Origin of the sequence: Deinococcus aetherius, assembly GCF_025997855.1 — a bacterium.
Taxonomy (GTDB): domain Bacteria; phylum Deinococcota; class Deinococci; order Deinococcales; family Deinococcaceae; genus Deinococcus; species Deinococcus aetherius.
In genome coordinates this window covers 1,699,272-1,719,960 of the sequence record NZ_AP026560.1, presented here as the reverse complement: position 1 = coordinate 1,719,960, position 20,689 = coordinate 1,699,272, and the positions used below count along the sequence as shown (strand labels likewise).

Annotated in this window: 20 protein-coding genes; 3 read left to right on the top strand and 17 right to left on the bottom strand. The window is 71.6% G+C overall.

Features of this window, described 5'->3' with window-relative positions:
• Positions 1 to 2: 2 nt before the first annotated feature.
• From DAETH_RS08595 to aroE, 3 genes are read right to left on the bottom strand one after another with little or no spacing between them, the layout of a single operon-like run.
• Positions 3 to 1,250 (bottom strand): ATP-binding response regulator, encoded by a 1,248-nt coding sequence (locus DAETH_RS08595; protein ID WP_264774485.1) that lies wholly within the window; start codon positions 1,248 to 1,250, stop codon positions 3 to 5.
• On the bottom strand, positions 1,247 to 4,525 hold the full coding sequence (locus DAETH_RS08590) for a PAS domain S-box protein (RefSeq protein ID WP_264774484.1): 3,279 nt from the start codon (positions 4,523 to 4,525) through the stop codon (positions 1,247 to 1,249). The genes DAETH_RS08595 and DAETH_RS08590 overlap by 4 nt, the downstream gene beginning before the upstream one ends.
• Positions 4,522 to 5,379 carry a shikimate dehydrogenase gene (gene aroE, locus DAETH_RS08585; RefSeq protein WP_264774483.1) on the bottom strand — a complete coding sequence of 286 codons (858 nt, stop codon included), beginning with the start codon at positions 5,377 to 5,379 and terminating at the stop codon, positions 4,522 to 4,524. Before aroE ends, DAETH_RS08590 begins: the two co-directional genes overlap by 4 nt.
• 230 nt (positions 5,380 to 5,609) lie before the next feature.
• Here aroE and DAETH_RS08580 point away from each other — a divergent pair, with 230 nt between their 5' ends.
• Positions 5,610 to 6,689 (top strand): PhoH family protein, encoded by a 1,080-nt coding sequence (locus tag DAETH_RS08580; protein ID WP_264774482.1) that lies wholly within the window; start codon positions 5,610 to 5,612, stop codon positions 6,687 to 6,689.
• A gap of 93 nt (positions 6,690 to 6,782) precedes the next feature.
• On the opposite strand, the gene DAETH_RS08575 is transcribed toward DAETH_RS08580, so the two are convergent.
• The 3 genes from DAETH_RS08575 to lysS form a co-directional block, all read right to left on the bottom strand.
• Positions 6,783 to 7,967: a benzoate/H(+) symporter BenE family transporter gene (locus DAETH_RS08575; RefSeq protein WP_264774481.1), complete on the bottom strand. Its 1,185-nt coding sequence runs from the start codon at positions 7,965 to 7,967 to the stop codon at positions 6,783 to 6,785.
• Entirely contained in the window at positions 7,964 to 8,776 is an 813-nt protein-coding gene (locus DAETH_RS08570) for a PhzF family phenazine biosynthesis protein (protein WP_264774480.1), read from the bottom strand. Before DAETH_RS08570 ends, DAETH_RS08575 begins: the two co-directional genes overlap by 4 nt.
• Positions 8,777 to 9,117: 341 nt before the next feature.
• Positions 9,118 to 10,287, bottom strand: coding sequence for a homocitrate synthase (gene lysS / locus DAETH_RS08565; protein ID WP_264774479.1), 1,170 nt, complete (start codon positions 10,285 to 10,287; stop codon positions 9,118 to 9,120).
• Between the two features lie 406 nt (positions 10,288 to 10,693).
• Between lysS and DAETH_RS08560 the strand changes: the two genes are divergently transcribed.
• Positions 10,694 to 11,668, top strand: coding sequence for an aldo/keto reductase (locus tag DAETH_RS08560; RefSeq protein WP_264777416.1), 975 nt, complete (start codon positions 10,694 to 10,696; stop codon positions 11,666 to 11,668).
• A gap of 45 nt (positions 11,669 to 11,713) precedes the next feature.
• Here DAETH_RS08560 and DAETH_RS08555 read toward each other — a convergent pair whose 3' ends face one another.
• Positions 11,714 to 12,847, bottom strand: coding sequence for a Gfo/Idh/MocA family protein (locus DAETH_RS08555; protein ID WP_264774478.1), 1,134 nt, complete (start codon positions 12,845 to 12,847; stop codon positions 11,714 to 11,716).
• Positions 12,848 to 13,004: 157 nt separating this feature from the next.
• Here DAETH_RS08555 and DAETH_RS08550 point away from each other — a divergent pair, with 157 nt between their 5' ends.
• Entirely contained in the window at positions 13,005 to 13,220 is a 216-nt protein-coding gene (locus DAETH_RS08550) for a hypothetical protein (RefSeq protein WP_264774477.1), read from the top strand.
• A gap of 19 nt (positions 13,221 to 13,239) precedes the next feature.
• Here DAETH_RS08550 and DAETH_RS08545 read toward each other — a convergent pair whose 3' ends face one another.
• The 10 genes from DAETH_RS08545 to DAETH_RS08500 all read right to left on the bottom strand — a co-directional run bounded on the left by DAETH_RS08545 (position 13,240) and on the right by DAETH_RS08500 (position 20,682).
• Positions 13,240 to 13,656 (bottom strand): hypothetical protein, encoded by a 417-nt coding sequence (locus DAETH_RS08545; protein WP_264774476.1) that lies wholly within the window; start codon positions 13,654 to 13,656, stop codon positions 13,240 to 13,242.
• Between the two features lie 8 nt (positions 13,657 to 13,664).
• On the bottom strand, positions 13,665 to 14,135 hold the full coding sequence (locus DAETH_RS08540) for a MaoC family dehydratase (protein ID WP_264774475.1): 471 nt from the start codon (positions 14,133 to 14,135) through the stop codon (positions 13,665 to 13,667).
• On the bottom strand, positions 14,132 to 15,010 hold the full coding sequence (locus tag DAETH_RS08535) for an HpcH/HpaI aldolase/citrate lyase family protein (RefSeq protein ID WP_264774474.1): 879 nt from the start codon (positions 15,008 to 15,010) through the stop codon (positions 14,132 to 14,134). The genes DAETH_RS08540 and DAETH_RS08535 overlap by 4 nt, the downstream gene beginning before the upstream one ends.
• 86 nt (positions 15,011 to 15,096) lie before the next feature.
• Positions 15,097 to 15,579 (bottom strand): GNAT family N-acetyltransferase, encoded by a 483-nt coding sequence (locus tag DAETH_RS08530; protein WP_264774473.1) that lies wholly within the window; start codon positions 15,577 to 15,579, stop codon positions 15,097 to 15,099.
• Entirely contained in the window at positions 15,576 to 15,809 is a 234-nt protein-coding gene (locus DAETH_RS08525; RefSeq protein ID WP_264774472.1) for a KTSC domain-containing protein, read from the bottom strand. The genes DAETH_RS08530 and DAETH_RS08525 overlap by 4 nt, the downstream gene beginning before the upstream one ends.
• 22 nt (positions 15,810 to 15,831) lie before the next feature.
• Positions 15,832 to 16,410, bottom strand: a complete 579-nt coding sequence (locus tag DAETH_RS08520) for a Rieske 2Fe-2S domain-containing protein (protein ID WP_264774471.1) — start codon at positions 16,408 to 16,410, stop codon at positions 15,832 to 15,834.
• Positions 16,407 to 17,465, bottom strand: a complete 1,059-nt coding sequence (locus DAETH_RS08515) for a c-type cytochrome (protein ID WP_264774470.1) — start codon at positions 17,463 to 17,465, stop codon at positions 16,407 to 16,409. The genes DAETH_RS08520 and DAETH_RS08515 overlap by 4 nt, the downstream gene beginning before the upstream one ends.
• Complete coding sequence (locus DAETH_RS08510; protein WP_319993708.1) at positions 17,462 to 17,965, bottom strand: cytochrome c-type biogenesis protein; 504 nt, start codon at positions 17,963 to 17,965, stop codon at positions 17,462 to 17,464. Before DAETH_RS08510 ends, DAETH_RS08515 begins: the two co-directional genes overlap by 4 nt.
• On the bottom strand, positions 17,962 to 18,555 hold the full coding sequence (locus tag DAETH_RS08505; protein WP_264774469.1) for a TlpA family protein disulfide reductase: 594 nt from the start codon (positions 18,553 to 18,555) through the stop codon (positions 17,962 to 17,964). The genes DAETH_RS08510 and DAETH_RS08505 overlap by 4 nt, the downstream gene beginning before the upstream one ends.
• Positions 18,556 to 18,699: 144 nt before the next feature.
• Positions 18,700 to 20,682: a heme lyase CcmF/NrfE family subunit gene (locus DAETH_RS08500; protein WP_264774468.1), complete on the bottom strand. Its 1,983-nt coding sequence runs from the start codon at positions 20,680 to 20,682 to the stop codon at positions 18,700 to 18,702.
• Positions 20,683 to 20,689 lie beyond the last annotated feature (7 nt).

Below are 20,689 nucleotides of genomic sequence, written 5' to 3'. Positions count from 1 at the left end.
CCTCACGCTCCCAGGTCGTCCGCCCCCACCGCCTGGAAGTCGCCCAGGTCGTCCTCGTCCTCGTCCTCGTCGGGAAGGGGCAGGTTGACGCGGAAGGTGGCGCCGCCGCCCGGCGTGTCGAGCACGTCGATGGTGCCGCCGTGGGCGTGGGTGACCTGCTGGGCGATGGTGAGGCCCAGCCCCGCCGAGCCCGCCTCCTTGCCCCGGTAGAACTTGTCGAAGATGCGCGGCTTGATGTGGTCGGGAATGCCGGGCCCGTGGTCCACCACGCAGATCTGGACGTGGTCCCCCCGGCGGTCCGCCTCGATGTGGACGAGCCCCGGGCTGCCGCAGACCCGGATCGCGTTGCTGACGAGGTTCACGAAGACCTGGGTGAGCCGCCCCGGGTCGCCCACGATCTCCGCGTCGGGCGCCGTGGCCTTGACCCCGTAGTCGCGCCCGACCTGACGGACGATGTTGCCCACGTTGATGAAGTGCATCTCGATCCCCTGCACCAGTTCGCCGCGCGAGAGTTGCAGCAGGTCGTTGACCAATCGGGTCATGTTCTCGGCGACCCGCTGGGCGTCACTCAGGGTCTGAGAGCCGCCCGCCTCGCGCTCGGCGCGGCGCAGGTAGCCCAGCAGCGCGGTGAGGGGCGTGCGCAGCTCGTGGCTCGTCTCGGCGAGGAAGGTCTTCTGGAGGTTGAGCGCCTCCTCCAGTTGCCGGGCCTGGGTTTCCAGGCGCTGGCGCTGGCCCTCGGCTATACGGCGCAGCCGCTCGACCTCCTCCAGGCGGGCTTGCAGCGAGAGGTTGAGTTCGCGAACCTCCTGCTCGGCGCGCTCCCGGCGCTCGCGGGCGTCGGCTTCGGCGATGGCGCGCTTGACACTGGGGGCCAGCCGCTCCAGCCGCTGCTTGAGGATGTAGTCGGTGACCCCCTGGCGCAGGGTGTCCACCGCGACCTCCTCGCCCATCGCGCCCGTCACGATGATGAAGGGCAGGTGGGGGTCGAAGGCGTACGCGGCGTGGAAGGCGCTCAGGCCGTCGTAGCTCGGCAGGGCGTAGTCGCTGAGCACCAGGTGCGGGCGGTGAGTCCTGAGCGCCGCCAGGAAGCCCGGCTCGTCCTCGACCCGCTCGACCTCCACGGGCCAGGGGAGGTCGCCCTCCAGGTGCAGGATCACGAGTTCATGGTCGAGTTCGTTGTCCTCCAGGTGGAGGAGTCTGAGCGGCTGGCCGGGAACGGGCAGCGAGCGGTCGGTGGCGGAACCGGTCATGGCGCGCGGTCCAGTTCGGGGGCCGGGGCGGGGGCCTCCAGCGGCAGGGTGACGTGGAAGGCTGCGCCCTCGCCGGGCATCCCTTCGGCGTGGACCCGGCCCCCGTGGCGGGTGACGATGCGGCGGACGTTGGCGAGGCCGATCCCGGTCCCCTCGAACTCCTCGGCGCGGTGCAGGCGTTGGAACACGCCGAACAGTTTATCCGTGTAGCGGGGATCGAAGCCCACCCCGTTGTCCCGCACCGTGAGGGTGAGTTCCTGGCCCTGCACCTCGCTCAAAACCTCGATCTCCGCCCGCTCGCGGGTCCGGGTGTACTTCAGCGCGTTGCCGAGCAGGTTGGAGAACACCTGCGCGAGCAGCCCCGCGTCCCCCTGCACGGTGGGCAGCGGCGCGAAGCGGGTGACGATCTCGCGGCCCGAGCGGTCGGGCTCCAGCCCCGCCCACACCTCGGCGAGGAGGGCGTTCAGGTCCACCGGCCCCCGGCGCAGCTCCTGACGCCCCATCCGCGAGAAGGCGAGCAGGTCGTCGATGAGTCGGCTCATGCGGGCCGCCGCGTCGGTGATCACGCCGAGGTACCGCTCCCCCTTGGGCGAGAGGCCGTCTCCCACCTCCTTGCGCAGCAGGTCGCCGAAGCCCACGATGTGCCGCAGCGGGGTGCGCAGGTCGTGCGAGACGGAGTACGAAAAGGCCTCCAGTTCGCGGTTGGCCTCCTGCAACTCCATCGTGCGCTGCCGCACCCGTTCCTCCAGCGACAGGTTGAGGGCCTCCAGGTCGGCGCGGGCGGCCTCCGCCTGGGCGCGCAGCGCGTCGTTGTCGAGGGCGGTGGCAAATCTCTTGGCGAGTTCGAGGGCGAGGTCGTGGTCGCGCTCGGTGGGCTCCTGCCGGAAGGTCAGCCCCAGCACCCCGCGCACCGAGCCGTCGCGCCCGGTCAGGGGGTAGAGGCCCGCCCCGCTCGCCCCGACCTCGTGCAACAGGGCGTGAGACCGCAGCAGGCGCTCCTCGCCCTCGCGCGCCACGTCCGCCACCAGGCCGCCCAAGGCGTCTTGCACCTCCGCCGCCGACCAGCTTTGCCCCACCCGCGAGGTGGCGAGCGGCCGGGCCCCCGGCGGCGCCCCCCACAGGGCCGCGCTCTCCGCGAGTTGCAGGGTGATGCGGTCGAGCGCGGCGCGGTAGTGCTCGCTCCGGGCCGCCAGCGGGTCCTCCGCCCGCGCCGAGAGGCGCTCGGACACGTCGGCGAGGAGCCGGGCGGCGGCCTCGGCGTGAACCTGATCGTCCACGTCGGTACTTGTGCCCACCCACTCGATGACCGTTCCCCCCGCGTCGCGAACCGGCAGGCCGCGCGTGACGAAGGTGCGGTAGCGGCCCCCGTGCCCCAGCAGGCGGTGCTCGGCCTCGAAGGGGCGCCCGGCCCGCACCGCCGCCGCCCAGCGCGCCCTGTACTCGGCGCGGTCCCCCGGGTGCAGCAGGGTGAGGAAGCTGTCCCCGGCCCGCTCGGGCCCCACGTACTCGGCCCAGCGGCGGTTGAAGTAGGTGGGCTGGCCCCCCGGGTCGGTGAGCCACACGATCTGCGGCAACCCCTCCAGGACGCCCCGCGAGCGTTCCTCGTTGCGCTGGGCGAGCCGCTCGGCAGTCACGCGGTCGTGGATGTCGGTGGCCGAGGCCACCCACTCGGTCACCTCGCCCCGCCCGCCCTGCACCGGGGAGACCCGCAGCACGAACCAGCGGGAGGCGCCGGGGAGTTCGAGCCGCACCTCCGCCTGGGCGCGTGTCTCGCCCGCCTCGGCCTCCTCCCACAGGCGGGCGTAGGCGGGCCGGTCCCCCGGGTGGACGCGCGAGCGCACCGGGTCGCCCCCCAGCCGCTCGCGGTGCTGGGCGTTCACGTACGTCGTCTCGCCCCGGGGGTCACTCACCCACAGGATGTGGGGAATCGCGTCGAGCACGCCCCGGTAGCGCCGCTCCCCGGCCTGGAGGGCCCGCTCGGCCTCCACCCGCTCGGTCACGTCGCGCACGACCTCCAGCAGGCCCAGCACCTCGCCCCCGGGCCCGACGACCTCGCTGCGCCCGGTCTCGCCGGAAAAGACGCTGCCGTCCGACCTCCGGTAGGGGGTGGTGATCCCCTGGAAGGTCTTTCTCTCTTCCAGCCGGGGGTCGAGGTGCAGCCGGGCGAGGGGCTGCCCGGCGAGGTCGCCCGGCCCGTACCCGAACTGCCGCGCGAGCGCCGGGTTGACGAGCCGGATGTTTCCCCCGGGGTCCGTGAAGGCCGCCGCGTCCTGCATCGCCTGGAAGATCGCCTCGAACTCGGCGCGCGATCTCTCCAGCCGCGCCTGCGACTGGGCGAGGCGGCGGCTCGCCACCTCGGCCCGCTCGCGGGCGTGGACCTGCGCCTGGGTGAGGAGGAAGGCCAGCCCCGCCACGAGCAGCCCCGCCACGAGCACCCCCACCGGCGCGCCCGCCGCCACGTCCCGCCCGAAGCTGAAGGGGGCGGCGAAGCGCAGTTCCCACGTCGCGCCCGCCTCCTCCAGCCGCGAGACGTCCCGGAAGCCCACCGGACTCGCCAGGGGAAGGGGCATGCCGCGCAGGGGCTCGCCGTTCAGCAGCGGGCGCACGCTCAGGCCCCCCGCCCTGTCGGCGGGGATCAGCCCTTGCAAGAACTCGTCGGTGCGCACCGCGAGGTACACGAAGCCGCGCAGGTCGCCGCCCCGCTCCACCGGCAGCAGCAGCAGCAGCCCGGGCAGGGGACGCCCCGCCTCGTCCGTCTGCACGAGTTCGAGGGGGCGGGTGACCTGCACCGCGCCCCGCTCGCGCGCCCGCAAGATGGCCTCGCGCCGCCGGGGCTCAGTCATCATGTCGAAGCCCAGCGCCCGGCGGTTCATCGCGTTCAGGGGGGAGATCAGCGTGATGGGGCTCGCCACGGCCCCGCTCTGGCCCACCGTCCAGCGGACGAAGCCCACCGCCTGCACCCCCGGGTAACGGCCCCCCAGCCCCAGGCTCCCCACGTACGCTGCGAAGTCGGCCTGGCCGGGTCCCTCCGGGCCTTCCACCCGCCAGAAGGACCGTGTGGCGCGCAGCAGGTTCTCGTAGTCGCTCAGGCGGTCGCGCAACCCGAAGGTGTAGGCCCCCGCCTCCCGCTCGAAGCGCGCCTGCTGCTGGTCGAGCACGAAACGGTTGAGCAGCGCCGACGCCGCCACCGTGAGCAGCAGCACGAGCACGAGCACCGCGAGCGGAATGCTGCGGTGGCGCGGCAGCTCCCGCCCGGCCCGAAGCAACCGCGTCAACGGGCGACCTCCAGCGCCTCCAGAAACACCCCCGTCGGCACGTCCACGCCCGTCCAGGCGAGGAAGGCGAGCCGCGCCTGGTGGGCCAGCATGGAAAGGCCATTTTCCGCGCGCACCCCGGCGGCGCGGGCCTCCCGCATCAGGCGGGTCTCGCGCGGCCTGTACACCATGTCGTAGACGAGGGCCCCCGGCGCGAGGGCCGTGAAGTCGAAGCCGGGCAGCGGCGTCTCGTCGGGGGCGTCCAGGCCCGCGCTGGAGGCGTTGACGATCAGGCGGACCTCGGGCCAGGGAAGCTCGTGGGGGTCGGCGGCCCGCGCCTTGGCCTCCCCGAAACCGGGCATCCTCGCAAGTTCCTCGGCCCGTTCTCGGGTCCGGTTCACGATGTAGACGTTCCGCTCCAGCCCGAGCAGGGTATAGACGGCGGCCCGGGCCGCACCTCCGGCTCCCAGCACGACCACAGGGTCATTCGTGGGGTGAGTCTCGTTTCTGCCGAACACGACTCCCAGTTCCCCCAACGCGGCGCTCAAGCCCGGCGCGTCCGTGTTCTCCCCGGTCAGGTGACCCTGCCGGTTCACCACCGTATTGACCGCCCCAATCGCCCGCGCCGCTTCCGAGAGGTCGTCGAGGTGCGCCAGGGCCGCCTCCTTGTGCGGCAGGCTCAGGTTGGCGCCCAGGACGCCGGGCTCGCGCAAGCGGGCCACCGCCTCTCCCAGTTCCCCGGCGGACACGCGCAGCGCCGTGTACTCCCCCCGCAAGCCCGCGTGCCGGAAGGCGGCGCGGTGCATGGCGGGGGATAAGGAATGCGCCGCCGGGTCGGCGTACAGGAAGGCGCGGGGGACGTCGGGGGAACTCACGCCCGCCAGTCTAGCGCCCGGCTTCCGGGCCGGACCACGCCGTGGGGGGAACGGGGGAACTTTGAGCCTTCGCTTAGGTCGCGGGCGGATTGTGGGTCGCCACACGTCACCCCCAGGCCCTGCGCCGGACAATGCGGGCGTCCGAAATGATCCCACGTTCCCCGACTCCCCCCGACCAAGACGCTGGGGGGAGAGTGCGCTTTGCCGCACGCGAATGAACAGGAGCCACGTTGACCGACCGCACCCCAGGCCAGCCCACCCCCGCCCAAGGCGGCGCCCCGGCCGAGAACGCCGGAAGCGCGTCCGCGACCCTGCAACTCGCTAACCAGCGTGAGGCCTTCGCGCTGCTCGGCGCGGGCGACGCGAACCTGCGCCGGATGCGTGAACTCACTCCCGCCAAGATCATCGCGCGGGGGGAGACCGTCACCATCACCGGGGAACAGACCGATGTGCAGGCCGCCGAGCGCATGGTGCGCGACGCCCTCGACGTCGTGAGATCGGGCGGCGAACTCACCCCCGAGAGCCTGCTCCGCTCCGCACGGCTGAGCAGCGAGGGCCGCAGCCTCGCCCAGGAGACGCAGGTGTCCGGCCTGAACCTGCCGCGCGGTCTCAAGCCCAAGACGCCCGGCCAGAAGGTCTACGTCGACAAGATCGAGCGCAGCGACATCACCTTCGGCGTCGGCCCCGCCGGAACGGGCAAGACCTACCTCGCCGTGGCGATGGCCGTCCAGGCGCTCAAGGGCAAGAAGGTCAAGCGCATCATCCTGACCCGCCCGGCGGTCGAGGCGGGCGAGCGTCTGGGCTTCTTGCCCGGCGACCTCCAGGCCAAGATCGACCCCTACCTGCGCCCCCTCTACGACGCCCTGTACGACATGCTCGACCAGGAAAAGTTCGAGTCGTACCTGACGAGCGGAGTGATCGAGGTGGCGCCGCTGGCCTTTATGAGGGGCCGAACTCTTAACGACGCCTTCATCATCCTCGACGAGGCACAGAACACCACCGGCGAGCAGATGAAGATGTTCCTCACCCGCATGGGCTTTTCCTCCAAGGTCGTGGTGACGGGTGACGTGACCCAGATCGACCTGCCGCGACACGTCACGAGCGGGCTGGCGGTCGCCAAGCGGGTCCTGGGCAACATCGAGGGCATCGCCTGGCACGAGTTCACCGACGTGGACGTGGTGCGTCACCCCCTGGTGGGCAAGATCATCAAGGCCTACGAGAAGGTGGAGGAGGCCGAGCAGGACAAGCGGGCGGCCCGCCGGGGCGAACTCGCCAGCGTGCCCGAGGAGATCATCGACGCGCGGGAGTGAGGGCGCGGTGGCCTTCTGGCACAACCGGGGAAAGGCGGGCACGCCGAGGGCGTGCCCGCCTCCCTTTTTGAAGCTCGCCGTGTTCTCCTCCCCTCACCTCGCCTTCCAGCGCGTCAGGCCCAAGAACCCGCCCCCCAGCACCAGGCCCCACACCGCGCTTCCCACGCCCAGGAAACTCACGCCGCTGGCAGTTACGGCCAGGGTGAGGAAGGCGGCCTCCCGCTCGCCCTCCGTGCCCAGGGCGGCGGCCGTGCTGCTCAGCGTGGTCGAGACGAGGGCGAGCCCGGCGAGCGCCGCGACCACCGGGGCGGGGACGGCCCCCACCGCACCCACCACCCAGCCCGCGAACACGCCCAGCAACAGGTAGAAGAAGGCGGCACTCAGCCCCGCGACCCAGCGCCGCCCCGGGTCGGGGTGCGCCTCCTCGCCCGCCGCAATGGCCGCCGTGATCGCCGCGAGGTTGGTCGTGTGCGCTCCGAAGGGGGCCGACAGCACGCTCGCCACCCCCGACCACGTGATCAGGGGCGAGGTCGGCACCCGTCCGAAGCCGCACGCCCGCAGCACCGCCACCCCCGGCAATTGCTGGGAGGCGAGCGTGAGGACCGTCATCGGCAGGGCGAGGGTGAGGACGCCGCGCAGGCTGAACTCGGGTGTGGTCCAGACCAGCGTGCCGAGGCCGCCCCCCGTGACCGGCCCCACGGCCCCCGAGGCGAACGACAGCCCCGCCCCGGCCAGCAGCGCCGCCGGAACCGCCCAGCGCGCGAACCATACCCGGCCCAGCAGGAAGACGGCGATCATTCCCCCCACCGGCAGGGGCGCGGCGGGAAGCGCCCGGAAGGCCCCCAGCACGAAGGGCAGCAGCACACCCGCCAGCAGCGCGTTCGCCAGCGCGGGCGGGATGCGGCGGGTCACGCTCTCGAAGGCGCCCGTCACCCCCAGCCCGGTCATGATCAGGGCGCTCAGGACATAGGCGCCGAGCACCTCGGGGTAGCTCAGGCCCCGGGCGGCGGCGAGCGAGGCGACGAGGGCCAGCCCCGGCGTCGTCCAGGCCATCTTGACGGGCGCGCGGTGGCGCCAGGTCAGCACCGCGCCCGTCACGCTGATCGCCAGGTAGCAGGCGAGCACCCAGCTCACCGTCTGCCCGTGGGTCAGCCCGAAGTCACGCGCCGCCCCCACCAGCAGGCCGATGCTGCTCGCCGCCCCGACCACCACGGCCACGAAGCCCGCCGTGACCGCCGACCCCGAGCCGTCGCGCCGCAGGTCCGCCAGCGCCGTCAAAGCGGTGACCGCTCCGCCCGTCCGCCCACCCACACGTCCGCCGCGCCGTCCGGGGCGGACGTGAACTGCGCCGTCAGCCGCGAGGGCGCCCCCGGCATCCGCTGTGCCCCCCGGATCATGTTCGTCGTCGTGGGCAGGCGGCCCAGGACCCCCAGCACCCCGACCAGGCAGGCGAACATGTTGCTGCTCGCCGCGTCCTCCAGAAAGCCCCTCGGCGGCCCGAACGCCCGGAAGCTCGCGTCCGCCCGGTTCGGCCCGCCCATCGTGAAGAGCACCAGGCCGGTCGTGTCCGTCGCCCGGTTGAGGGCCGAGATGGCATTTACGTCCGGCATGAAGCCTTCGAGCGCCGCCATGTCCGCGACCTCCACGACCAGATTCGGGCGGCCCGCCGAGGCGACCCAGGCGGTTCTCCCGGTCACGCCGAAGGGGGAGAGGTCCGCCTCCACCTCCCGCACCGTCACGTCCCCCTGCCGCAGCAACCACTCGCCGCCGCACAGTTGCGCTGGAAAGACCTCGCCGCCCATCGTCACGTCCACCACATCGAGCAGAGTCCCCTGGGATTGCAGGAAGGCGAGGGCCGCGAGTGCCCCTGAGTCCGAACTGCCCTTCTCCCTGGTCGGGGTAAAGACCCGCAGCGCCACGCCCGACACGTCCGCCGACTCGATGAAGACGGAGAGGGGGGCACCGGACTGGGCGGCCCGCGTTTGGAGGTCGCCGGAGGTCGTGGGGAAGACGGCAACCGTTTTGCCCCCCTCGGAACCGGGCGGGGAGAGGACGCGGTAAAGGGCGGAGATCTCGGTCGAGGTCATCTCCGGGCTATTTCAGCACGTCACTGGAGGGGGGAGCCGTCCTTGCCCTGAAGTCCTCTATGTCCCTCCGCACAGGTTCAGACGGCTCGGCTTCCAGAAGCGCCCAACCCGTAACGGCCTGGGTGCTGAGAAGCAGGTCGGGTGAACCGCTTCAGAACTCGGCTGTCTGATGGAGCATGACTCTCAGATCACCCGGCTCGAACTCCCGCAGAGGGGTGACCGGAAGGCGTTCGCAGCGGCTGATCAACCCTGAACGGAAGCTCGAAGGCTTCAACGGGAGAAGGTGATGGAGTTGGGCGAGGGACTGTTCCCTGTCAATTTCCGGGTCATCGTTTTCCAGCCTAAGCACTCACCCACTCCCTGAGCACCTGCTCCAGATGCGCGTCGTCCAGTTCTCCATGCTCGGCCAGCGACTTGATGTGGTCGGTGACCTGCCGCAGCGCCTCGTCGCCGTAGTGCAGGCCCAGTTCGCGCGCCTTGTGGAGAATCGCGTGCTTGCCCGTCACCTTGCTCGCGGCCTGGATGCGGCGGCCCACGCCGAAGACGCCGGGCGGGATGGCCTCGTACGCGCCGGGGTTGAGGTAGATCGCCTTGAGGTGCATCCCCGCCTTGTGGTTGTAGGCGAATTCGCCCGTCAGGTAGTTGTTCCAGGGGATCGGCAACCCCACCATCCGGGCGATCATGCGGTCGAGTTCGGGCAGCAGGTCGAGGTTGTATTTGTCGATCAGCCCCTGCGGGTCGAAGGTGAACATCCGTGCCAGGAAGCCCCCCAGCGGCGTGATGCCGTTGCGCTCGCCGATCCCCAGGATGGTCGTGTCGATGTGCGTGGCCCCCGCCTCGATGGCCTCGTAGGCGTTCGACACCGCGCAGCCCGTGTCGTTGTGCCCGTGAAACTCGATGCCGCACTCCGCGTGGATGACCTTGCGCACCTCGCGCACGAGCGTGTACACCTGCCGGGGCGTGGCGACCCCCACCGTATCCGCCAGCCCGACCCGGTGCACCCCCAGATCGGAGACGGCCCGGTACACGGCCATCAGGTCGGCCTCCTGGGAGCGGAAGGTGTCCTCCGCGCTGAAGCGAATCTGGAGGTCCGGGTGGTTGGTCTTGATCCACCCGATGACCTCCGAGGCCGTGTCGATGATCTGCCCGATGCTCTTGCCGTGGCTGAATTCCCGCAGGAAGGAACTCGTGCCGAAGAGCAGGTCAAGCCCGTCCACCCCGAGGTCCACCGCCCGCCGCACGTCCTCCATGTGACAGCGCACGTGCGTCAGAATCTTCGACCTCAGCCCCAGCCCGGTCAGCACGCGGATGTCTTGGGCCGTCCGCGCGCTCACCATCGGTGTCGTGACCTCCAGAAATTCCGCCCCGAAGGCGTCGAGCGCCCGCGCGATCTCGATCTTGTCGCCCTGCCCAAAATTCCCGCGCGCGAACTGCTCGCCCTCCCGCAGCGTGGAGTCGATGATGGCCCAGGACCGGGCGGGGATGGGGGGAGCCGGGGAGTCTGTCGTCATAGGAGGCCTCTCGTCCGGGCATTCTGCCCTGGGACCTGATGAGTGTCAACAAAAGACGGCCTTCTGATTATCGTTTGAAAAGAAACTGCTCCTCCTTGTCCAACCGGAGCGGTACGGTCCTGGCAGCCTGACGAGCGTCCGCGAGTGAGCGGTGGAGGTCCCCCGGCGGCAGGAGGAGGCGCTGGCGACGCTGCGCAACGAGACCGGTCGTGCGAGGGGTCGTTCCACGTCATCGAAGCCTCCCATCAGGAGTTCGGGCGGGACACCCGGGACTCGGGCGGGAGGCTGAACCTGCTCGTGGAGTGGAATGACATCGGCGAGAAGCATGGAGACGGAGGCCCGGCGTTTCTGAACCCTTGCTTCACGCCGCCCACGCTCTCGGCGGCGTAGGGTGCGCGGTATGACGATGCACAAGCGTTCGCTGGGCCGCACGGGCCTGCAAGTCACGGAGATCGGGTACGGCGCGTGGGGGATCAGCGGCGTGCAGTGGATCGGCGCGCAGGACGACGAGAGCCTGGGCGCCCTGCGCCGTTACCTCGACCTGGGGGGCAACTTCATCGACACGGCGCTCGCCTACGGGGAGGGGCACAGCGAGAAACTGGTGGGCCAGGTCGCCCGCGAGCGGGAGGGCGTGATCGTCGCCACCAAGATTCCCCCGAAAAACCGCCAGTGGCCCGCCCGCCCGCAGACCACCGCCGACGAGGCGTTTCCCGGCGACTACGTGATCGAATGCACCGAGCGCAGCCTGTCGAACCTCGGCATGGACGGGGTGGACGTGCAGCAGTTCCACGTCTGGAACGACTCGTGGCTGGGGCAGGGCGACTGGCAGGACGCGGTGGCCCAGCTCAAGCGCGACGGCAAGATCAAGCATTTCGGCATCTCCATCAACGACCACCAGCCGGAAAACGCCATCCGCGCCGTCGAGGAGGGCGTGGCCGAGACCGTGCAGGTGATTTACAACGTCTTCGACCAGTCGCCGCAGGACCGCCTGCTCGACGCCTGCCGGGCGAATGGGGTGGGCGTGATCGTCCGCGTCGCGCTCGACGAGGGCGGCCTGACGGGGACGATCACGCCCGGCACCACCTTCCCGGAGGACGACTGGCGCAACAACTACTTCGGCGGTGACCGCAAGGTCGAGTTGCAGTCTCACCTGCGCGCCATCGAGGAGGACCTGGGGATCACGGCGAATCAGCTTCCCGAGACGGCGTTGCGCTTCGTGCTGAGCCACCCCGCCGTCAGCACGGTCATCGTGGGGATGCGGAGCGTGCGCAACGTGGAGCGCAACGCCGCCCTCGCCGACGGGCGCGGCCTGCCCGCCGAGCAGGTGGCGCGGCTGTACGGGCACCGCTGGGACCGCAACTGGTACAACCCGGCGGATTGATCGGTCGTGAGGGGTGGGGGGCCGCGAGCACCCGTCGCTCAACCCTCACCGCTCCAGCGGCAACTCCACTGGCTGCCCGCCCTCCCGCGACGACTGCTGCATCGCCAGCACGATCTCCTGGTCGAGCCGCGCCTGCTCCCCGCCGTAGGTCGGCTCGCCCCCGGTGTGCACCGCGTCCACCAGGCTCATCAGGCAGCTCGCCACCGCGATCTCGTCGTCGTGCCATTGGGGGTTGTGGCCCTTGCGGGCGCTGGCGAAGGGGTTGTCCCAGACGACGGTGGGGTGCCCTGGGTCCCCGGTGTGGGCGACGATGGAGCGCAGGGCGCCGCCGTCGTTGCGTTCCAGGCGGCGCTCCAGCGTGATGAACTGCGGCGCCTCGCCGTCGGGGGTGAGGAGGGTCAGGCGCTCGTCCTGGCTGTGGGCCATGCCCACCGTCACGCCCATGCCCTTTTCGGCGAGGAAGCGGCTGCTCCGCCACCAGCGCAGGGGCGAGTCGTAGCCCACGCTCGTCCAGTGGAAGACGCCCAGCCGCCCGTCCTCGAACTCGACGAGGGCGTGTTCCTGTGTCTCCGTGCGCTCGCCGCGCGTGTCCGCCAGGAAGGACCAGTGGGGAGTAAGGCGGTAGTCCCGCACCATCCCGACCACGCGCACGGGCCGGGCGCCGAAGCCCAGGTAACTGCGCATCACGCTGACCCCGTGGTAGCCGTGCCCCGCGAAGTCGCTGAAGGAGGAGTAGACCCGCCCGAACACCCCGGACTCGATCAGCCGCAGCTTGATCTGCTCGGGCGGGCGGCGGTGGAACTGCTCGGCCACCTCGACCTTGAGGCCCCGGCTCCTCGCCGCCCCGATGATCGCGTCCGCCTCCCGCAGGTCGTGCGCGATAGGGGTCTCCAGCAGGACGTGCAGACCATGCTCCACGGCCATCAGCCCCACCTCCCCGTTCGCCGCGTAGGCGACGGAGACGATGCCGACCTGCGCCCCCGTCTCCCGGATCAGGCGGCCGAGGTCGGTGAAATGGGGCACGCCCAGGCTTTCGCCCAACCGCCGCGCCGACTCCTCGCCCCGCCCCCACACGCCGACGAGGGTGACGTGCTCGGGCAGCGCCTGCACGATGGGCCCGTACAGGTAGTCGGAGCGGGCGGCGGTGCCCACGATGGCGACGCGCAGGGGTTCAGGCATAACCCAGGAGATACACCCTGGGCGGCGCGGAGGGGCTGGCCTTCCCTTCAGGTTTCGCTGCCCGTCGCCTCGTCCCCTGTGGCTGGCCCTGTGGCTGGCCCTGTGGCTGGACGGCGCGACTGAGCCTTGGGTCTCCGGCAGCGACACGCGCGGGGTATTGCTGGGCGACGCGGTGGGCGCCTTCGCGGTCGGCCTGCCACTGGCGTGGGGACTGGCCTTCGGGCTGGGCCTCGGGGTGTGGGGCGTGCTCCTCGCGCGGGTGGCGGAGGAGGTCGTCAAGGTGCTCATCTTCGCGTGGCGCGCGAGGAAGCTGGCCTGGCCGCGCGTCATCGCCGAGCAGGCGGGGCTGACGGCTGCGGCGGCCTCGGACTGAGAGGGGACGACGACGGGGTTCAGGTCGAGCCCAAGAGTCGCCGGAACTCCGCCCACGCCCGCTCCACGAACTCCCCGCCCAGTGAAATGTGGAAGTCGACCGTCGTGGGCAACGTCACCGCCCCGACGCGGGTGGACGACGTGAAGCGCCCGTGCAGGGCAAGGTCGGCCGTCCCGCCCACCGCGAAGAACTCCAGCACGTGTGGGCTCATGAACCGGAGGCTCGCGCGGCCCGAGCGGGCGTGGGCCAGGGCCCCGAACTCGGCCAGGAACGCGGCGACCGCCTCCCGCCCGACCCAGAGGTGGTCCTCCCGGAAGTGAAAGTTCGTGCCCGTCACCCGGAGCGCCAGGGCGAGGTCCCCCTGCCCCGGTCCCTCTGGAAGAAGCTCGACGACCCGGAGTTCCAGTTCGGCCGGGGAGAGTCCGGGCAGGCGCAAGGATCGGCTCAGGGCCTGCGCTGCATCAGAGCCGTCCGTTTGCACCGCGCCACCACCTCGCCCCGCTGGTTGATCGCCCGGTGCTCGACGGTCACGATCCCGGCGTCCGGGCGGCTACGGCTCTCCCGGGCGTCCAGCACCTCCGACTCCGCGCGCAGGGTGTCGCCGTGGAAGACGGGCTTCGGGAACACCACGTCACTCAGCCCCAGGTTGGCGACCAGGGTTCCCAGGGTCAGCTCGTGGACGCTCAGGCCGACGAGCAGGCTCAGGGTGAGCAGGCTGTTCACCAGCGGGCGCCCGAACTCGGTGGCGGCGGCGTACTCGTGGTCGAGGTGCAGCGGCTGCGGGTTCATGGTGAGGGTGGTGAAGAAGACGTTGTCGGCCTCCGTCACCGTCCGCGTGACCCGGTGCCTGATCACGGTGCCGACCAGAAGCTCCTCGAAGTAGCGGCCCTGGGGGCGGTTCAGGTCGTCGTTCATGTCTGCTCCCCCCGCGCGTGCAGGATCGCCCGCGCCCGCGCGAGCATGGGCTCGTCCACCATCTGCCCCTCGAAGGAGAAGGCGCCGCGCCCCGACTGCGCGGCCTCGTGCGCGGCGGCCAGGAGGCGGCGGGCCCGCCCGGCCTCGGCGTCGGTGGGGCCGAAATACTCGTGCGCCAGGGGAACCTGCGCCGGGTGGATGCACAGCTTCCCCGCGTAGCCCAGCGCCCGGCCCTGTGCGGCGTCCTCACGGAAGGTGGCCTCGTCCCCCAGCCGCGTGACCACGATGTCGAGGGCCGGGACTCCCGCGAGCCGGGCGGCGAGGGCCACCCGCGAGCGGGCGTACAGCACTTCCAGGTTGGGAACGGGCACATTGCCCGGTGTCCGCTGCCCCCCCAGGTCGGTCACGTAGTCCTCCGCCCCGAAGTACGCCCACCGGACGGGCGGCACCAGAATCTCCCGCGCGTTCCACACCCCCGCGCCCGTCTCCAGCCCCGCCATGACGGGCAGGCTCAGGCCCCGCCCGGCCAGCGCCTCCGCCACCAGCCGCACGTCCGCCGCCGATTCCAGCTTGGGCAGGACGACGCCCGCCAGCTCGGGGGTGAGCACGCCGAGGTCGTCCTCGAAGAAGGGCGAGTGCGGCGCGTTCACCCGCACGAACACCGCGAGGTGGGGATGAGCGGCGATCAGGTCGCGCGCCGCGTCCCGCGTGACCGTCCGGGCCGCCGCCTTCGCCTCCGGGCCACTGGGCACGGCGTCCTCCAGGTCGAGGACGACGGCGTCCGGGCCGCTGCGGGGCAGCTTGGCGATCAGGTCGGCGCGGTTGCCCGGCGCGAAGAGCACGCTGCGGGGGCGCGGGGTGGGGGAGGGGGTCATACGGCTCCCTCCCCGGCTCGGGCGGTGGGTTGTGGGCTTGACACGCCGCTCAGCATAGTCGCCCACCGGGGCGTGGGCGTCGGTCCTCAGACGGACAACTCGTACCGGACGACGTGAAAGCCCCTGACATGCTGCTCGTCCACTGCCCGGAAGCCCGCCGCCTCGTACAGGGCGCGAAGTTTGGGGCGGCCAGCGGCGGTGTCGAGGCGCAGGAAGGGGGCCCCGGCGACCCGCGTCTCGCGCCGGGCTTCCTCCAGCAGAAGGGAGGCGAGCCTCCGGCCCTGCGCGTCCGGGTGGACGCCGAGCTTGTGCAGGTAGCGGGCCTCCCCGGGTGCCGCCTCCGGCCAGAAGAGCGGGTCCTCGGGGATCAGGGCGAAGGCGCCCACGGGCCTGTCCCCCAGCCACGCGACCCGCCAGCTTTCGGCCGGGTAGTGCCTCTCCAGCCGCTCCGGGGTCAGGCTGGGCACCGGCCAGAGCGGCCTTCCCAGGGCGGCGAGGTTGGCGGCGGTTGCCGTCAGCACGCGGGAGGCGGCCCTTATATCCCCGGATGTGAAGGTTAGTTCGGTCATGGCCGCCCGCGCGTCCTGATCTGACGGTACGGATGACAGTCGGCGATGAGGTCGTTGAAAGAGGACCCTGGCGAGGAGGCGCCCCGCAGACCGTCGAAGACGGCCTTCTCCACCCCGCTGTCCTCGTACCGCTTGCCGCTCTGGAACAGGATCGTCAGGGTCTGGGTGGCCTCATCATAGCCGACGTGGCTCATCATGCTGGAGTCGACGGGATACAGGGTCACGCCCATACCCGCAGCATAGCCGGGCGGTTTAACCCCCCAGCGCCGGGGCGGGCTCGATGCCGGTCGCGTACAGGTCGCCGCCGCGCGCCTCCAGCCGCACCCGTGGCAGCGGGCCGTTCGCCTTGCCGAAGACGGCCTCCCCGGCCTTCAGCGGGTCGAACACGCTGTAGTGGCAGGGGCAGCCCAGTTGCGGGTGTCTATCCTCCAGGGGTGGGCGGTAGTTGTACGCGAAGGCGAGAACCTCCAGGTCGCGCACGAGGTTCACCGCGCAGCCCAGGTGGGTGCAGACCCGGGAGTACGCCGCGTAGTGCGTCCCGTCCACGCTCAGGCCGCCGGGCACGGGCTCGGGCACCCGCAGCAGGGTGCAGGGGTGCCCGGCGTAGGTGAAGTTCACCTGGGCCCACTCGCCCTCCAGTTGGGCGCGGGAGGCGACGCGCACCGCCTCCCCCGGCTGAAAGTCCGGCTCGCCCACCCGCTCCTTCCCGAAGGTCACCCGTGAGGCGTACCAGCCCATGTACCCGAACGCACCCAGCGTGCCCGCCACCGGCACCAGCCACCAGCGTTCGAGCAGGTCGCGCCGGGTGAGTTTTTTGGGGCCGGGCTTCACTGGCCTTCTTTCTGCCACCGCTCCAGCACGTCGAGCAGGGCGTTCAGCTCGTCGGGCTTCAGGTTCGGGTAGGCGGGCATGGCGCCCTTGCCGTTCACGATCACGCCCCGCAACGCCTCGCGCGACAGGGTGGAAGCCCGCAGGTTGGGGCCCAGGCCGCCCTGACCGTTCGGGCCGTGGCAGCTCGCGCAGTTGGCCGCGTAGACCCCCAGCCCGGGGTCGGTTTCGTTCTGCCGGGCGCGGATGGCGGTGATCAGCTCGTCGGCGTCGCGCCCCCTGGGGTCGAGGGTCCGGTAGCGTTCGAGCGCCGTCAGCGCGCCCTGGTCCTGCCCGAAGCGGGCGAGCGCGAAGCCCAGGAGGAGTTGCGACTCGGGCTCGTTGGGGGCGAGCCCCGCCGCCGCCTGAATCAGGCGGAAGGCCTGCCGCGCCTCCTCGGGCGAGGGTTGTTGCGCCCCCTGCCCCTGCGCGTCGGGCCGGGTGAGGAGCAGGATGCCCAGCCGCCGCAGGGCCTCGGGCTGCCGGGGGTCGAGCTTCAGGGCGTTGCCGTAGGCGATCACCGCCTGCGCGTACCGCGCCGAGTCGAAGGCGGCCCGGCCCCAGGCGAGGTACGCGCCCTTGTCCCCGGTCGCCTCCGCCTTCCTGCGCAGCCCCGGCAGCGCGAGCACGTCGCGCACGTCCTGCGCCTCGCCCGCCCCGAGGGAGGCGAGCTGCCAGCGCGGCACGAGGGTCACCGCCCCGGCAGCGGTCACGAGCGCGGCCAGGGCGAGTCCCGTCAGCGCGAGCGTGCGGGTCCGTCCGCCCCGTTCCCGGGGGGGCGGGGCGGGCGGCAGGGCGTCGAGGGAGCGCAGGGTCAGCGCCGCGCGGCGCTCAAAGTCGGGGCGCCGCGCCTCGTCGGGCAGGTTCGACAGTTCCGCGTACAGCCGGTCACGCTCGGCGGTCAGCCGGGCACGCTCCGGGGCGTCCGGGTCGGCGGGCACACTGCCCCGCAGCGGCTGCACGACGAGCCACAGCGCCGCCAGGACGACGAGGACGAAGAGGGTGAGCCCGAAGATCACGCCCCACCTCCCGCCTGGTCGTCGCGCCGGGTCTCGCGCCGCACCTGGGCGAGGAAGGGGTCGAAGGGCTCCTCGGTCACTGCTTCCGGGGCAGACACGGCGGCGTTCCGCTTCCGCAGAAAGCCCCACAGCACCGCGCCACCTCCCGCCAGCGCGAGCAGGGGAGCGCCCCACAGCAAGAGGTTGCTCCCCTCCTTGGGCGGGTCGAGGAGCACGAAGTTCCCGTACCGCGCCGCGAAGTAGCCGTAAATCTCCCGGTCGCTGCGCCCCGCCGCCACCTGCTCGCGCACGTCGCGCAGCATCTCGCGGCTGATGTCGTTCGTGCTCTCCGTGATCGGCACCCCGGTGCAGATCGGGCAGCGCAGGTTCGACCCGACGTAACGCGCCCGCGCCTCCTGATCCGGCGTCAGGGCGAGCGAGACGGACAGCAGCAGACCCAGGACGAGGGCGAGAAGCCCCCGCACCACTGACCACTGACCACTGACCACTGACCGCGTCACAGCCCCTCCACCCCGATCTTCGCCAGCCCAGCGTTCAGCCGCTCGTGGGTGAGCCCCCCCGACGCCTTGTCGCGGATCACGCCTTCACGGTCGATGAAGAACGTCTCGGGGATGCCCGACACGCCGTAGTTGATGCCCGTCTTGATGCCGGGGTCGCGCAGGGAGGGGTAGGCCAGGGCGTACTCCCGGATGAAGTCCCGCGCGTTCCCCTCGTTCGTCTCCTGGAACAGCACCCCGACGACCGCCAGCCCCTGCCCCGCCGACTGCCGCCCGCTGAGTTCCCGGAAAAGGGGCGCCTCCTCCCGGCACGGCCCACACCACGACGCCCAGAAGTTCAGGACGACCGGGCGGCCCTTCAGGGAGGCGAGGCTGACCTGGGTGCCGTCCAGGCTCTCCAGGGTGAAGGCGGGGGCGGGTTTATTGATCAAGGGCCCGCCGTCCGGGGTGTTGCGCGCCGGACTCAGCAGCGCCGCGCCGAGCACCCCGACGAGGCCAGCGGCGAGCACGGGCGGCAGCAGCCGCCGCCACAGGGGAGCGGGCGCCTGAGTGGTCGAATTTGTCTTCGTGGACAGTTCAGTCACAAGTACCATCCCGTTCCTTTGAGAGCGTGGGTGGTCAAAAGGCTGAGCGCACCGACGCATTAGGTTCCTTTTACTCCTCCCCCTTGAGGGGGGAGGTTGGGAGGGGGTGAGCGGGCCGGGCAACCAAGGAAACGCAGCCTTCAACTCCCCGCCTCAGTCCGTCGCCGGGGCCGCCCGCGTCACCGGCACCCGCACCGCCACGCGCCGGGGCGTCACGAGCGTCAACCCGGCCCCCAGCACCACGACCAGCGTGCCCCACCAGATCCACGACACGAGCGGGCTCTCGATCAGCCGTACGCTCGCCCACTTCCCCTGAGCGTCGAAGGCCGTCACCACGAGGTACGTGTCGCCCAGCAGCCCGTACCGCACGGCGGGCGCGGCAAAGGCGGAGTCGCCGCCCTGCACGTAGGTGTTCAGCCGCGCCTCGAAGGGCTGCCCGTCGATCAGCACCCGGGCGACCTGCGAGCGTCCGTAGGGTTTGGTGTCCACCCGCGTCCCCTGGAGCGCCAGCGTCTCGTGCAGCAGCGTGGTCGGTGCCGCGCCGACATTCAGCGTGGCCTGCGCGTCCTGCCGGTACGCCCCCGAGAAGGCGATCCCGAGCGCGATGACGACGAGCCCGACGTGGGCGAGGTAGGCGCCGTACCGCCGGGGCTGCTCGCGCACCAGGCCCGCGAAGTTGCCGCCCCGTTGCCGCAGGGCGCGGGCCGTCAGCAGGCCCAGCCCGACGAGGTTGTACGCCCCGAGCGCGACGGTTCCCAGCACACCCGGGCTCCGCACCCCCAGCACGAAGGCGATGACCGCCGCCCCGATTCCTGCCAGCAGCAGGGGACGCAACGCCCGCCACAGGCCCTGCCCCTCGGCCCGCCGCCAGGGGAGGAGCGGCCCCACGCCCATCAGGAGCAGCAGGCCCAACCCCAGCGGAATGGCGAAGGCGTTGTAGAAGGTGGGCCCCACCGAGGCGTCCCGCCGCCCCTGCACCGCCTCGACGAAGGTGGGGAAGAGGGTGCCGACGAGGACCATCACCGCGAAGACCAGGAAGAGCCAGTTCCCCGCCAGGAACGCCCCCTCACGGCTGAGCGGAGCGGGAGCCTCCCCCTCGTCCCGCAGGTGGGGAGCACGCCACGCCGCCAGCCCGATCCCCGCGACGAGCAGGAAGGCGAGAAAGCCCAGGAACACCGGTCCCACCGGCCCGCCCGCGAAGGCGTGGACGCTCTGCACAATGCCGGAGCGGTTGAGGAAGGTCCCCAGCACCGTGCTCGCGTACGCCAGCACGATCAGCCAGACGTTCCACGACCGCATCAGCCCGCGCCGCTCCTGAATCTGGACGCTGTGCAAGAAGGCTGTGGCGAGCAGCCAGGGGATGAACGACGCGTTCTCCACCGGGTCCCACGCCCAGTAGCCGCCCCACCCCAGCGTCTCGTAGCTCCACCAGCCGCCCGCGACGATGGCGGCGGTCAGGAAGGCCCAGGCGGTCAGCGTCCAGCGCCGGGTGGTCACGACCCAGTGGTCGGAGAGCCGCCCGGTCACGAGCGCGGCGACCGCGTACGCGAAGGGCACGGACAGGCCGACAAAACCCAGGTACAGCAGCACCGGGTGGACGGCCATCATCCAGTGGTTTTGCAGGGCGGGGTTGGGTCCGCGCCCGTCGGCGACCATCTGCGAGACCGGCGTGAAGGGGCTGGCGACCGTGGCGCACACGCCCACGAAGAAGAGCAGATTGACGAACATCGCGCCGAGGGCCCAGGGCCGCAGGGCGTCGCGCCGCAGGGTCAGGCTCAGCACGAAGGCGAAGCCCGCGAGCAGCCACGCCCACAGCAGGATCGAGCCCTCCAGCGCCCCCCACAGGCTCGTCACCTTCACCCAGGTCGGCGAGGCCCGCATCGAGTGCTCGGCCACGTACCGCACCGAGAAGTTGTCCCCCAGCAGGGCCGCCATCAGGGTCAGCGTGGCGAGACTCACGAGCGCGAAGACCGCCCACACCGCCCGCCTCGCCGCCTCGGTCGCCCGGGCATCAGACTTGATGCCCCCGACAACGGCGAGCCAGGTGCCGCCCAGGGTGAAGGCCAGGGCCGCGAGCAGGGCCAGTTGCCCCAGCGCCCCGAGCGCACTCGATTGAAAGGAAATCAGGTTCAGCATGGGGCGC

Coding starts and splice junctions, on each gene's coding strand:
- DAETH_RS08560 (WP_264777416.1), top strand. CDS start 10,694: ATGCACAAGCGTTCGCTGGGCCGCACGGGCCTGCAAGTCACGGAGATC.
- DAETH_RS08540 (WP_264774475.1), bottom strand. CDS start 14,135: ATGAACGACGACCTGAACCGCCCCCAGGGCCGCTACTTCGAGGAGCTT.
- DAETH_RS08555 (WP_264774478.1), bottom strand. CDS start 12,847: ATGCCTGAACCCCTGCGCGTCGCCATCGTGGGCACCGCCGCCCGCTCC.
- DAETH_RS08595 (WP_264774485.1), bottom strand. CDS start 1,250: ATGACCGGTTCCGCCACCGACCGCTCGCTGCCCGTTCCCGGCCAGCCG.
- DAETH_RS08505 (WP_264774469.1), bottom strand. CDS start 18,555: ATGGTACTTGTGACTGAACTGTCCACGAAGACAAATTCGACCACTCAG.
- DAETH_RS08530 (WP_264774473.1), bottom strand. CDS start 15,579: ATGACCGAACTAACCTTCACATCCGGGGATATAAGGGCCGCCTCCCGC.
- DAETH_RS08570 (WP_264774480.1), bottom strand. CDS start 8,776: ATGACCTCGACCGAGATCTCCGCCCTTTACCGCGTCCTCTCCCCGCCC.
- DAETH_RS08535 (WP_264774474.1), bottom strand. CDS start 15,010: ATGACCCCCTCCCCCACCCCGCGCCCCCGCAGCGTGCTCTTCGCGCCG.
- DAETH_RS08525 (WP_264774472.1), bottom strand. CDS start 15,809: ATGGGCGTGACCCTGTATCCCGTCGACTCCAGCATGATGAGCCACGTC.
- lysS (WP_264774479.1), bottom strand. CDS start 10,287: ATGACGACAGACTCCCCGGCTCCCCCCATCCCCGCCCGGTCCTGGGCC.
- DAETH_RS08500 (WP_264774468.1), bottom strand. CDS start 20,682: ATGCTGAACCTGATTTCCTTTCAATCGAGTGCGCTCGGGGCGCTGGGG.